This window comes from Streptomyces sp. NPDC101776 (assembly GCF_044766845.1).
GTDB lineage: Bacteria > Actinomycetota > Actinomycetes > Streptomycetales > Streptomycetaceae > Streptomyces.
Genome location: NZ_JBIWMV010000013.1, coordinates 171,336 through 183,837, shown reverse-complemented (window position 1 = coordinate 183,837; position 12,502 = coordinate 171,336). Strand labels below are relative to the sequence as shown.

General features: G+C 72.1%; 8 protein-coding genes and 1 pseudogene. 7 read left to right on the top strand and 2 right to left on the bottom strand.

The features are described from left to right. Positions 1 to 3: 3 nt before the first annotated feature. Positions 4 to 666 (top strand): response regulator, encoded by a 663-nt coding sequence (locus ACIRRY_RS33065; protein ID WP_403979981.1) that lies wholly within the window; start codon positions 4 to 6, stop codon positions 664 to 666. A gap of 99 nt (positions 667 to 765) precedes the next feature. After that, entirely contained in the window at positions 766 to 1,920 is a 1,155-nt protein-coding gene (locus tag ACIRRY_RS33060; RefSeq protein ID WP_019070977.1) for an ROK family transcriptional regulator, read from the top strand. A gap of 265 nt (positions 1,921 to 2,185) precedes the next feature. Here ACIRRY_RS33060 and ACIRRY_RS33055 read toward each other — a convergent pair whose 3' ends face one another. Next, on the bottom strand, positions 2,186 to 2,947 hold the full coding sequence (locus tag ACIRRY_RS33055; RefSeq protein ID WP_403979978.1) for a GntR family transcriptional regulator: 762 nt from the start codon (positions 2,945 to 2,947) through the stop codon (positions 2,186 to 2,188). A gap of 315 nt (positions 2,948 to 3,262) precedes the next feature. Here ACIRRY_RS33055 and ACIRRY_RS33050 point away from each other — a divergent pair, with 315 nt between their 5' ends. Further along, entirely contained in the window at positions 3,263 to 4,093 is an 831-nt protein-coding gene (locus tag ACIRRY_RS33050; protein WP_403979975.1) for an alpha/beta fold hydrolase, read from the top strand. 93 nt (positions 4,094 to 4,186) lie between these two features. On the opposite strand, the pseudogene ACIRRY_RS33045 reads toward ACIRRY_RS33050, so the two are convergent. Next, positions 4,187 to 4,975: pseudogene (locus tag ACIRRY_RS33045) on the bottom strand (DMT family transporter); the annotation flags it as partial. A gap of 47 nt (positions 4,976 to 5,022) precedes the next feature. Between ACIRRY_RS33045 and ACIRRY_RS33040 the strand changes: the two are divergent. The 4 genes from ACIRRY_RS33040 (at position 5,023) to ACIRRY_RS33025 (ending at position 12,450) form a co-directional block, all read left to right on the top strand. After that, the gene (locus ACIRRY_RS33040) at positions 5,023 to 6,516 is read left to right on the top strand and encodes a PLP-dependent aminotransferase family protein (RefSeq protein WP_403979972.1); all 1,494 of its coding nucleotides are present in this window, start codon (positions 5,023 to 5,025) and stop codon (positions 6,514 to 6,516) included. Positions 6,517 to 6,622: 106 nt separating this feature from the next. Continuing rightward, positions 6,623 to 8,206 (top strand): alkaline phosphatase D family protein, encoded by a 1,584-nt coding sequence (locus ACIRRY_RS33035; protein WP_403979969.1) that lies wholly within the window; start codon positions 6,623 to 6,625, stop codon positions 8,204 to 8,206. A gap of 141 nt (positions 8,207 to 8,347) precedes the next feature. Then, positions 8,348 to 9,787, top strand: coding sequence for an SWIM zinc finger family protein (locus ACIRRY_RS33030; protein WP_403979966.1), 1,440 nt, complete (start codon positions 8,348 to 8,350; stop codon positions 9,785 to 9,787). After that, complete coding sequence (locus ACIRRY_RS33025) at positions 9,784 to 12,450, top strand: DUF6493 family protein (RefSeq protein WP_403979964.1); 2,667 nt, start codon at positions 9,784 to 9,786, stop codon at positions 12,448 to 12,450. Before ACIRRY_RS33030 ends, ACIRRY_RS33025 begins: the two co-directional genes overlap by 4 nt. The last annotated feature ends 52 nt before the right edge of the window (positions 12,451 to 12,502 follow it).

Below are 12,502 nucleotides of genomic sequence, written 5' to 3'. Positions count from 1 at the left end.
CGGATGCCGGTCACCGTTCTCCTGGTCGATGACGAACCCCTCGTACGCGCGGGTCTGCGGGCCGTGCTGGAGGCACAGCCGGACATCGAGGTGGTCGGGGAGGCCGCCGACGGAGCGGCGGTGATCCCGCTGGTGCGGCGACTGCGGCCGGACGTGGTCGCCATGGACGTACGGATGCCGCTCATGGACGGCATCGAGGCCACCCGCGCGGTGCTGCGCACGGTCGAGAACCCGCCGAAGATCCTGGTCATCACGACCTTCGAGAACGACGAGTACGTCTACGAGGCGCTGCGCGCCGGTGCCGACGGCTTCCTGCTGAAGCGCGCGCGGCCGGCCGAGATCGTGCACGCGGTACGGCTGGTGGCCGAGGGCGAGTCGCTGCTGTTCCCGGCCTCCGTACGGCAGTTGGCCGCGGAGTACGGCGACGACGGCGGGAACCGGGCGGCGCGCGCGGTGATGGCGCGGGCCCAGTTGACCGAGCGCGAGGCCGAGGTGCTGCGGCTGATGACGAGGGGTCTGTCGAACGCGGAGATCGCCGCCCGGCTGGTCGTCGGGACGGAGACGGTGAAGTCGCATGTGAGCGCCGTACTGGCGAAGCTGGGGGCGCGGGACCGTACGCAGGCGGTGATCGCGGCGTACGAGTCCGGGTTCGTGGCGCCGGGGTGATCCGCAGGGGCGAGTGGATCGGGGGCGCCCGGCACTCGCCGGGGTCCGCCGCGCCGAGTACGATCCGCCCAACACGCGCACGAGCTGGGAGGACAGACCTTGGCGGGGCTGACCGGCGGGGACCCCTCGCTGCTGCGGAGGATCAACTCCGCAGTGGTGTTGCACGCGTTGCGTGCCACGGACTGCGCCACGCTGACGGAGATCACCCGGGTGACGGGTCTGTCCCGGCCGACCGTCGAGGGCGTCGTCGAGGGACTGATCGAGGCCGGGCTGGTCGTCGAGAAGGCGGCCGACGAGAGCGTTGTACGGCGGCAGGGGCGGCCCGCGCGACGGTTCAGGTTCCGCGCTGAGGCCGGGCATCTGCTGGGCCTGGAGATCGGCGCACATCGTGTCGCCGTGCTCCTCGCCGACCTCGACGGCCGGGTGCTCGGCGCGATCGCCAAGGACGTCGACGAGACGGCTTCGGCCGACGAGCGGCTGGAGCGGCTGCGCACCGCGGTCGCCGAGCTGCTGCGCCGGGCGGGGGTCGCCCGCGGCTCGCTGCGGGCGGTGGGCGTCGCCACGCCGGGCATCGTCGAGGCGGACGGCACCGTACGGCTGGGCACCGCGCTGCCCCAGTGGACGGGGCTGCACCTGGGCGAACGGCTGAGCCGCTCCTTCAAGTGCCCGGTGCTGGTGGAGAACGACGCCAACGCGGCGGCGGTTGCCGAGCACTGGAAGGGTGCCGCCACCGAGTCCGACGACATGGTGATGGTGCTGGCCGGGCTGAGCCCCGGCGCCGGTTCGCTGATCGGCGGGCGGCTGCACCGGGGGTATCGCGGGGCGGCCGGTGAGATCGGCGCGCTGCATCTGCTGGGCCGGGACGTGACTCCGGAGACGCTGCTGTCCACCACGGACGAGCCGCTGCACCCCTTGGACGAGCAGGCGGTCGCCCAGGTCTTCGCGCTGGCGCGCGACGGTGATCAGCGGGCCCGGGCGGCCGTCGACCGGTTCATCCAACGGCTCGTGCACGATGTCGCCGCGCTGGTCCTTGCCCTCGATCCGGAACTCGTTGTCGTGGGCGGGTGGGCGGCCGGGCTGGACGGTGTACTGGAGCCGCTGCGGCGGGAGTTGGCGCGGTACTGCCTGCGTCCGCCGAAGGTGGCGTTGTCGTTGCTCGGGGAGGCTGCCGCGGCTACGGGGGCGTTGCGGTTGGCCCTGGACCATGTTGAGGAGCAGTTGTTCGCGGTCGAGGGCACGGTGACGCGGCGCTAGCTCGGCGGCTTGGTCGTGTGTTGGCTGCGGCGCCGTGGGGGCTGGGCTTGCTGGTTGTTTTTTTTAGGTGCGGTTCATTGTGGTTGGGCCCGCATGGTCGTGCGTTGGGTGCGGCGCCGTGGGCGCTGGCCGCGCCCACGCGGCGGAGCCGCATATCGATACAGCCCCGCGCCCCTGAAGGGCGATGGCAGCACCGGTGTCGAGAAGTGAAACGCGTTGCGCCCCGGTGGAGTTCCGGGGCGCGACGGGTGTGGTGTGGCTGTGGTCAGGAAGCCTGGCGTTCCGGGCCGTGGTGTATTTCTACGCCGCCGGAGTCCGCGAAGGTCAGGCGGCAGGTGTCCGCGCGGTAGGTCGCGACGGAGACCGCGGCGGTGCGGCCCTCGGCGAAGAAGCGGGTCGTGACGACGAGAACCGGTGCCCCGGGGAGGCGGTCCAACTCCTTGGCGTCGTCCGCGCGGGCCGAGCCGAGTTCCACGGCGCGGTCCTGGCCCTCCAGTTCGAGGCGCTGCAACTCGCGCAGTACCGCACGCGCGCGTGCGGTCGCCGAGGGAGTGTCTATCGCGGAGAGGTCGGGTACCGACGACTCCGGGATGTAGAGCAGTTCGGCGGCGACCGGCTGGCCGTGGCTCACCCGTGAGCGCCGCACAATGTGCACGAGTTCCTCGGAACCGGTCTCCAGGACGTCCGCGACGGCCGCCGGCGGTGCCGCCAGCACACAGTCGACGGACTGCCAGGCGTCCTCCCCGGCGCCCGGCCAGACGTGCTGCTCGGTGCCGACGGCGACACCCACGCGCGGTGGCGCGACGGTCGTACCGACGCCTCGACGGCGCTGCAGCCTGCCTTCCAGTTCGAGTTGTTCCAGAGCCTGCCTGAGCGTGGCCCGGGCGACGCCGAAGCGGGCCGCCAGGTCTCGCTCGTTGGGCAGGATCTCGCCCACGGAGAACTCGGAGTCCAGTGCCTCACTCAGCACTGTCTTGAGATGCCAGTACTTCGGTTCCGGCACCGATTCCAACTGCGTGGTCCCCACCCTGTCCTCCGCAATCGCCGTGTTCCGGCGGCGTTTTAGCGCCCTTGTTTATTAAAGGTTGTTTCACTTATCTGCGACCATAGGACGGCCCCCACCCTTGGTCAAGACCAATCCTCCATGTCATACGCAACCGACAGAGGGCATGGCGCGGAGCGTTCACAGGGCGTTCGTACTGGGCGTTCTCGGTGACAGCGCGGCAAAGCCCCTGTCACAGAACGACAGCGACGGGGGCTACCGGTCAGTAGCGGTTGCTGACAAGCTGTCTACACGGCCTGTACGGCGTCTGCCGGCGCGTCCCAGACGAGGAGTATCCCCATGTCCGACACCGTCTCCTTCCCGGTCCCCACTCCGCGGGGCCCGAAGACCGTGACCGTGTCCTACGCGCGTGTGGGTCGCGGCGAGCCGCTGCTCCTGCTGCACGGCATAGGTCACCACCGGCAGGCCTGGGACCCGGTGGTGGACATCCTCGCGACCGAGCGCGATGTGATCGCAGTGGACCTGCCCGGGTTCGGCGCTTCCCCCGCGCTCCCGGAGGGGCTGACGTACGACCTCTCCACGACGGCCGCCGTGTTCCGGGCCTTCTGCGAGACGCTGGAACTCGAACGTCCGCATGTGGCGGGCAACTCGCTCGGCGGTCTGATGGCCCTGGAGCTGGGCCGCGAGAAGATCGTACGGTCCGTCACCGCGCTCTCCCCCGCCGGATTCTGGTCCCAGGCCGAGCGCCGCTACGCCTTCGGTGTGCTGCTCACCATGCGGCGGATCGCCCGCGCCATGCCGCTCCCGCTGGTCGAGAAGCTGGCGCGCACGGCGGTCGGCCGCACCGCGCTCACCAGCACCATCTACGCCCGCCCGGGCCGCCGTTCACCCGAGGCCGTGGTCGCCGAGACGCGCGCGCTGGTCGACGCCCCCGGGTTCGACGACACGCTCCGGGCCGGTACGAGTGTTCAGTTCACCGACGACATCCCCGGCATCCCGGTCACGGTGGCCTGGGGCACCCAGGACCGGTTGCTGCTGCGCCGACAGGGCGTCCGCGCCAAGCGCTTGATCCCCCGTTCCCGGCTCGTGCGGCTGCCCGGCTGCGGGCACTGCCCGATGAACGACGACCCGGCCCTGGTCGCGCGGGTCATCCTCGACGGCAGCCGCTGACCTTCGCGGCGCCGACGCCAACACACCGGATCCCAGGGCGACTCCGGCGCCGACGAGGGCGCTGCCGACGGCCTGGACGGGCCCGTAGGAGCCCGTTCCGACGAGCGGTGCGGTAGCGGCGGCGGCGACCGGGATGAGGCCGGAGAAGAGCGTGGCGCGCTCCGTGCCGATCCGCTGCATGCCCATGTACCAGCACACGAAGCCGACGACGGTGACGACCGCCGCCTGCCACAGCAGCGCGGCGGCCTCGGTGGTGTCGGGGCGCCGCAGCCAGGCCGTCCCGTCGAGGACCACGCCGGCCGTCGCCGCCTCGACCGCCGCCAGACCGCACACCGTGGCCGACAGCAATCGCGGTCCCAGGGGCCGCAGTACGGGAACCGCGAGCACCGCGAAGCCCACCTCCCCCGCGAGTGCGCACCCGGAGAAGGCGATTCCGGCGCCGTCCGTACGGCCCCACCCCTGGACCGTGAACGCGCCGACGGCGACGAGCGAGGCCCCGTAGAGCACGATCCGTCGCGGACGGCGTCCTTCCAGGAGGGGGACGAGGACCCCGACGGCCATGGGGGCGCAGCCCACGAAGACTCCGGGGACGGCCGGTTCGGCGCTGCGTTCGGCGGCGATGACCGCCAGGTTGAAGCCGACCATGCCGACGGCGGCGAGCAGTGCGAGGCGGGCCCATTGGCGTGCTGTGAGGCCACGCAGCCGGGTCTTCGCGTCCTTGCCGGTGAACGGCAGCAGGAGCAGGCAGGCGAGCCCGTAGCGCAGGAACTGGCCGCCCGCGTACGGGTAGTTACCCAGGACGCTGTTCGCGGTGAAGGACGCGCCGACGAGGACGCAGGCGAAGGCGGCGAGCGGGGCGCCGCGGGCGGTGGTGGCGTTCATGACGGCGACGCTAGGGAGACCTGCGGTCCGGTTTAAGGTCCACTTCCATGACGTCATCGCGGACCAATCCGGAGCGGGCGACCGATCGGGATGCGCCAACCGATCCGGAGGGTCTGACCGATCCGGAGGGTCTGACGGGTTCCGCCGCTTGGGAGTTGCTGCTGCCCGCCGTCTCGGCACCGGCACGCGCGCGTGGCCGTTCCCTTCAGGAGGCGTTGCGCGAGGCGGTGCGTTCGGGACGGCTCGCGCCGGACACCCGGCTGCCGTCGAGCCGGGACCTGGCGGCCGACCTCGGGGTGTCGCGGGGGCTGGTCACGGAGGCGTACGAGCAGTTGACGGCGGAGGGCTATCTGCGCAGCGGCCGGGGTGCGGGCACCTGGGTGGGCGGTGCCGTGCGGGCGGCGCGGCCACGCGCGCGTGACCTCGCGCCGCGCTCCCCCGGCGCCCGCGCCGACTTCGTACCCGGCACGCCGGACCTGTCGCTGTTCCCGCGTGCCGCCTGGGCGGCGGCGCAGCGCGGTGTGCTGGCGGAGTGGCCGCACGAGATGCTCGGCTATCCCGATCCGCGCGGGCTGCCCCGGTTGCGTACGGCGCTCGCGGAACTCCTGGCGCGCCGACGCGGTGTGGTCGCGGACCCGGAGCGGCTTGTCGTGGTCTCCGGAGTGGCGCAGGCGACGGCACTGCTCGGATTCGTGCTCCACGCGCGCGGGATGCGCACCGTCGGCGTCGAGGACCCGGGCAGCCCCCAGCACGACGCCCTGTACGCCTCGGCGGGCGTCGGCACCGTACCGCTGCCCCTGGACGAGGAGGGCCTCGCGGTCGGTCCGCTGCGGGCGTCGGGTGTACGGGCCGTGGTGACGACGCCCGCTCACCAGTTTCCTACGGGCATCGCCTACTCCGCACAGCGGCGGGCCCAACTCCTCGACTGGGCGCGGGAGGTGGACGGACTGGTCGTCGAGGACGACTACGACGGCGACTTCCGCTACGACCGAGCACCCGTAGGCGCGCTCCAGGGCCTCGACCCGGAGCACGTCGCCTACACGGGCTCGGTCAGCAAATCCCTCGCCCCGGGGCTACGGCTCGGCTGGCTCCTGGTGCCCGAGTCACTGACCGACGAGGTCGTCGAGCGCAAGCGCACCATGGACCTCGGCCACCCGACGCTCGACCAGGCACTGTTCGCCCGCTTCCTTGAACGCGGCGACTACGACCGCCAGTTGCGCCGCTGCCAACGCGCCTACCGGCAGCGCCGCGACACCCTCGTCGCCGCACTGGAGGAGCATTTCCCCGGAGCGCGGGTGACCGGGATCGCGGCGGGACTGCATGTCATCGCCGAACTGCCGGAGAAGTACGGCCCCCAGGAGCACTTCCTGGAGCGCGCGGCGACCGCCGGTGTCGCGGTGCGCCCGCTCACCGCCTACGCACACGCGCGTGCGGACGACGCGGTCGTACGGCTGGTCCTCGGCTACGCGCATCTGTCCCCGGGACGGATCCGTGCGGGGGTACGTCTCATGGCCGACGCCCTTCACCCGCACGGTCTCTGATATCGCCGCGTTCCGTTGTTCACCCGTGGTTTCCGTGTGCGCTGCGGCGCACCAGTAGTTGTGGCGGTGCACCCTGACCGCATCCCGTCCGTGGAGGCGCAACCCCATGTCGCATCGCCCGTTCCCCGCCCGCCGCAGCGTCCTTCGCGGCACCCTGGCCGCGTCCGCGGCCCTGACCGTGCCCGCCGCCCTCGGGGCCGCGCCGGCCTTCGCCCTGTCCGGGCGTCCGAAGGCGGGCTGGGGCGTGCAGGCGGGGGACGTGACCTCCGACTCCGGTCTGGTGTGGGTGCGTTCGGACCGCCCGGCCAGGATGATCGTGGAGACCTCGGCCACCGAGTCGTTCCGCAATCCGCACCGGTGGCACGGCCCGCTGCTCGGCGCCGGCACCGACTTCACCGGCACCACCCGGCTGCGCGCGCTGCCCTCGGGCCAGCAGATCCACTACCGGGTCCTGCTCGCCGACCCCGACGACCCGCGCCGTACCGGCGAGCCGGTAGACGGCACGTTCCGTACGGTGCCGACCGGGCGGCGCGGTGTGCGCTTCCTGTGGTCCGGCGACCTGGCGGGCCAGGGCTGGGGCATCAACCCGGACCTCGGCGGCTACCGCATCTACGACGCGATGGCCAGGCTGGACCCGGACTTCTTCGTGTGCAGCGGCGACAACATCTACGCCGACGGACCGATCACGGCGACCCAGGCCCTGCCCGACGGCAGCCTGTACCGGAACGTCACCACGGAGGAGAAGTCCAAGGTCGCCGAGACCCTGGCCGAGTTCCGCGGCAACTTCCGCTACAACCTGCTCGACGAGAACCTCAAGCGGTTCAACGCCCAGGTGCCCTCGATCATCCAGTGGGACGACCACGAGGTGCGCAACAACTGGTACCCGGGCGAGGTGATCGCCGCCACCGACACCCGCTACACCGAGAAGAGCGTCGACGCCCTCGCCGTACGCGCCCGGCGGGCGTTCAGCGAGTACTTCCCGATCTCTACGCTGCGGCCGGGCGCGAAGGAGGGCCGGGTCCAGCGTGTGATGCGGCACGGCCCGCTGCTCGACGTCTTCGTCCTGGACATGCGGACCTACCGCAACGCCAACTCGCCCGACAAACAGACCGTGGACCCGCAGGGCATCCTCGGCAGCGAGCAACTGGATTGGCTCAAGCGGGAGTTGTCGCGGTCGCGGGCGGTGTGGAAGGTGATCGCCGCCGACATGCCGCTCGGCCTGGTCGTGCCCGACGCCACCGAGGGCAAGGCGAACATCGAGGCGGTCGCGCAGGGCGACCCGGGCGCGCCGCTCGGGCGTGAACTGCAGATCGCCGAGCTGCTGCGGTACATCAAGCACCGGCGGATCACCGGCACCGTTTGGCTGACGGCCGACGTGCACCACACCTCCGCCCAGCACTACCAGCCCTCGCGGGCCGCGTTCACCGACTTCGAGCCGTTCTGGGAGTTCGTCTCCGGTCCGCTGAACGCGGGCGCCTTCCCGGCCAGCGCACTCGACAACACCTTCGGTCCGGAGCGGGTGTTCGTGAAGGCGCCGACCGCGCAGAACGTGTCGCCGGCCGAGGGCTACCAGTTCTTCGGCGAGGTCGACATCGACGGCCACAGCGGGGAACTGACGGTCCGTCTGCGGGAGTCGGACGGCACCGTGCTGTTCACCCAGACCCTCCAGCCGGGACGAGTCGGCCAGTAACTCCACTACCCTCGGACCTGTACCGCGCACCGGCGTCATCCCCCGGTGCGCGGTGCGTTCCGTGGCGTCCCAACTCTCCCGCGAAATCAGCGTTTTCGCAGGTCAGGGCCGATTGTCAGTGGTGGCCTCTACGGTTTTTCCATGACGCGATCTTTGCAGGCCGTGACCTATCCCCGACCCTCCGCACTGGAGTCCGCGGCGGATGGCCGGCGCCTCGGGCTGGAGACCTCACGAGGTGCGACTCCTTCGGGTGTCACCGACCATCCGCGCTTCTTCGCGGGCTTCCTGACGGCTCCTCAGGTGGCCTCGGCCGCGCTGCTCGCGGTGGCCGACGTGGCGGCCACGCGGTACTACCAGCGCCAACTGCCTTCCTCGCTCGACCCGGTGGTGACGGCGGGCGGCGACCGCCTGCGCTTCGAGTCCTTCTCGGGCTGCGGCGGGGTGTACGCGCGGCTGGACGTCCTCGGCCCCGGACTCGACGGCGACGAGGTGGGACACGGCACGACGAACGTCGACGTCAACAACCCGCTGCGTGAGGCCCTGTCCCGGATCGGCACGGACGATCCGCTCCATCTCCGGGTCGGCCCCGAGGAGTTGGCCGTGACGACGCTGGACGGCCCCGTGGTGGAGAAGAAGGTACCGCTGCCGGACCGGTGGCTGCGCGGCTTCGCGGAGGCCCAGGTCGTAGCGGCCGGTTTCGACCTGCGCGCCGAACTGCCCGCGGCGGAGGCGGTCCGGTTCCTGCGCTCGCTCCCGAAGAGCGGGGCACGCGGCACCACGAGCGGCCCGCGCTGGGTCGTACCGGCGGGACGCGGCCTGCGCCCGACCACCCGCCCCGTCCCGGGCGCGGTGTGCCTCCCCGGCCCGGAGCGCCTGATCGCACTCCAGCGGGTCCTGCGCCATGCGACCGCCCTGCGGATCTACGGCCCCTCCGTGATCGGCGCCGATGCCACGGCCGGTGCCTGGGAGGCCGTCCTGCCGGGCATGCGGCTCACCCTCACGCTGTCGCCGGACGCCTCGCGCGGATTCTCCGGTGAGGGCGGGGTGCTGGACGCGCTCACCGCCGACGAGGCGGGCGAGGACGCGGAGTTGATCTCCGTGCTGCTCGCCTGGGAGCCCCGTATCGACATCGCCGACATGGCCGCCTCCTCGGGACTCACCCCGGAGCGGGTCCGTGCCGCGCTGACCCGGCTGGGCACCTCGGGACGCGTCGGCTACGACACGGCGGAGGCGGCCTACTTCCACCGCGAACTTCCCTACGACGCACAGCGCGTCGAGCGTCACAATCCGCGGCTGCGCTCGGCCCGCGCACTGGTGGCGGCGGGGGCGGTGCGTCTGGAGGGGGCGCTCGGGACGGTGACCGCCGAGGACGGTCATGTGCACCGGGTGCGGGACGAGGCGGGGGTGCTGAGCTGCAGTTGCGTGTGGTGGGCGAAGTACCGGGGTGGGCGCGGGCCGTGCAAGCACGCGCTGGCGGTACGGATGGTGCGGCGGGGCAAGGCGGTTGAGCGGGACGCGGTCCGGAGCGCGGGCCAGGACATGGATCAGAACACGGTACGGATCGACGGGGGTGTGCGATGAGTTCGCTGATGGAAACGGTGCGGGCGGGCCGGACGGCCGATGCGTTGGGACTGCTCGACGGGCTGACCGACGCCGAACGGCGGGCGTTCCTGCCGGAGTTGAAGGCGCTCCGCAAGGAGCTGCGCAAGGCACCGTGGGAGGAGCCGTCCCGCCGCGCCTATCCGGCCCTGCACGCGGCCGGGGCTGTTTGCGAGACGGGCGCGGCGGCCGCGGCGACCTGGATCGCCGCCACCGACATGCGCTGGTCGCAGTCGTCCCCCGCGCTGCTGCTCCACGTCCTGGGCGACCGCGACACGGCGTGGCTCGCCGACGTGACGCACCGCCTCGCCGGACGCCCGGCCTCCGCCGGTGTGCCGTACGAGCTGATGGCCGGTCTGGTGCGGCTCTCGGGCTGCCCGGTGCCGACGACGGACGCCTATGTGCGGGGCTGGGTGGAACAGACCGGTCACCTGTGGCAGCGCGGGGACACCCTGCTCGACCGGCTGCGCAAGGATCCGCATCTCGCGGAGCTGGTGGCCGCGCTCTTCGAGACGGAGGACATCGGCAGCCCGCTGCAGTGGCCCTCGGCCGAGGGCCCGAACTCCTGGGCCGAAGCACTCGCCCAGCTCACCGTCGAGGGCGTACTGGACCGGAAGCGGACGGTGGAGGCGTGCGTGGCGCGGCTGTTGCGAGGCGGTACGACCCTCGACAACCGGGTGTTCCTGCGTGTGGTGATGGCCCTCGCCCTGACCCGTGAGGAGGAGCTGGAGCGGATCGCCGACTGGTCGGCGCTGTCCTCGGACGCGGTGTCCATGGTGGCGTGGCACGCCCAGTCGGTGCTCGGGTCACTCGCTCTGGACGGGGAGTTGACGTCGCGCCGGCTGGCGGAGATGTCGGACGCGGTGCTGTTCCGGCCCGAGAAGAAGCTCGTCCGGGCACAACTCGTCCTGCTGGGGAAGGTCCTGGCGCGGGACGCGTCGGCCGCCGAGGAACTGCTGCCCGCCCTCGCGCAGGCCTTCGGCCACGAGGACGCGGAGGTCCAGGAGCGGGCACTGAAGCTGGTCGAGCGGCACCTCAAGAAGGTCGACTCCCCCGAAGTACGGGCCGAACTCGCCTCAGGGGCGGACCAGTTGATCCCCGCTCTGCGCGCACGTGCGGTCGAGACGCTGGGTGCCGCGCCGGTGACGGCGACGACGACGGTGTACGAGGAGATGCTCCCGCCTGCACCGGAGGGAACCCGCCTCGCACCGGCACCCGAGTCGGCGGTCGAACTCGCCGAGGAACTGGGGGTGTTGATGGCGACCAAGGGCGATGTGGCAACGTTCGAGCGGGCGTTGGACGGACTCGTACGTCATGCCTACCAGGACCGGGAAAGTCTGCTGGAGGCGCTGGTGCCGGTGGTCGCGCGCCGTTGGTGGCAGTCCGACGAGCCCGAGAACGCGCGGCGCGCGGACAGCCACTTCAGCAGCACACACCGCACCTTCGGCAGCGCGGAGTCCGCGCTCGACCTCCTGCTGGCCACGCTTCAGGACAAGGTGCGTACCGTCACGCTCCACGAAGGGGCACAGCACACCCACCTGTCCCGGGAGTGCGGGCACAGCTCACTGTCCCGGACCTTCGACTCCCGGGTGTGGGAGGTGGCGTACCGGCTCCGCGCGGAGCCACTGCCGTTCCTGCTGTCGACGCCGAGTTGGGCCACCGGTCTGCTGGAGCCGGACGAGTTGGTGGACCGGCTGGACACCTACCGGCATCTGGGAGCGCGGGTCGCGGCGGCCGACTTCGCACAGGCGCTGTTGCGGGTGCGCCGCGAGGACCGGGCGGCGGCGGTCGCTGCCGCCGGGCGGGCACAGGCCCTCGGCACGACGGAGGGCACCCGGCTCGCCCGATGGCTGACGTCCGAGAGCCCCGCCCTGCCCTTGAGCAGGCGTCGGACCTTCGGGGCGCGCGTCGCCGTGGAGCTGGGCGAACTCCTCGATCTGCAGGAGGACTTCTTCCCGGCGGAGTTCCGCACGCTGGGCCGGCCGGTGACCGCCCACGGCGGCCACTACTACTGCTACCACTGGGACCAGGACATGCAGCGGCACTGGCTCGCGATACTCCCCGAGCGTCGCGAACTGGTGGCGGCGCGGCTGCTGCGGGACGTGTCCTCCGTCGCCCTGGACGACACCCGGAGCGGGGCCGCCGTACTCCCGCTGCTGGCCGAGTCCGAGGGCGTGGCCGGCGAGGCCACGCACCTGTGTATGGCGTACGGTCTCGGGGCGCGACACCCCGAGGGTCGGCTCGCCGCTGTGGACGCGTTGCTGGTGCTCGCGGCGCGTGGACAGTTGGACGTGGCCCGGCTGGGGACGGATCTCGGGGAGCTGGTCCTGAGCGGGGCCGTGAAGCCGTCGCGGCTCGCGGAGTCGGTGCGGACAGGGGCCGCGACCGGGGCGAATGCGACCATCTGGGGGATCCTCCGCCACACTCTGGGCGCGCTGCTCGCCGACCTCGACGGCGACGCCAAGCCCGCCCACGCGCGGGCGCTCGGTGACCTTCTCACCGTGGCCGCCGAGTGCGCGGAGCGGTCGGGGGCACGAGGCGAACTGCCGTATCTGACGCAGACGGCGGCCCGGGGCGGCTCGTCCCGGCTGGTCGCTCAGGCACGTCGACTGCGTACCGCGCTGGTGGCGGAGGTGGCCGCATGACGTAGGGCGACAGGGCTGACCTCCGGTTCACCCCACTCACCAAAAGAACGGC

Bases quoted from the DNA above. Each gene is read 5' to 3' on its own strand.
- ACIRRY_RS33025 (WP_403979964.1), top strand. From the start codon at position 9,784: ATGAGTTCGCTGATGGAAACGGTGCGGGCGGGCCGGACGGCCGATGCG.
- ACIRRY_RS33050 (WP_403979975.1), top strand. From the start codon at position 3,263: ATGTCCGACACCGTCTCCTTCCCGGTCCCCACTCCGCGGGGCCCGAAG.
- ACIRRY_RS33065 (WP_403979981.1), top strand. From the start codon at position 4: ATGCCGGTCACCGTTCTCCTGGTCGATGACGAACCCCTCGTACGCGCG.
- ACIRRY_RS33030 (WP_403979966.1), top strand. From the start codon at position 8,348: ATGACGCGATCTTTGCAGGCCGTGACCTATCCCCGACCCTCCGCACTG.
- ACIRRY_RS33040 (WP_403979972.1), top strand. From the start codon at position 5,023: ATGACGTCATCGCGGACCAATCCGGAGCGGGCGACCGATCGGGATGCG.
- ACIRRY_RS33035 (WP_403979969.1), top strand. From the start codon at position 6,623: ATGTCGCATCGCCCGTTCCCCGCCCGCCGCAGCGTCCTTCGCGGCACC.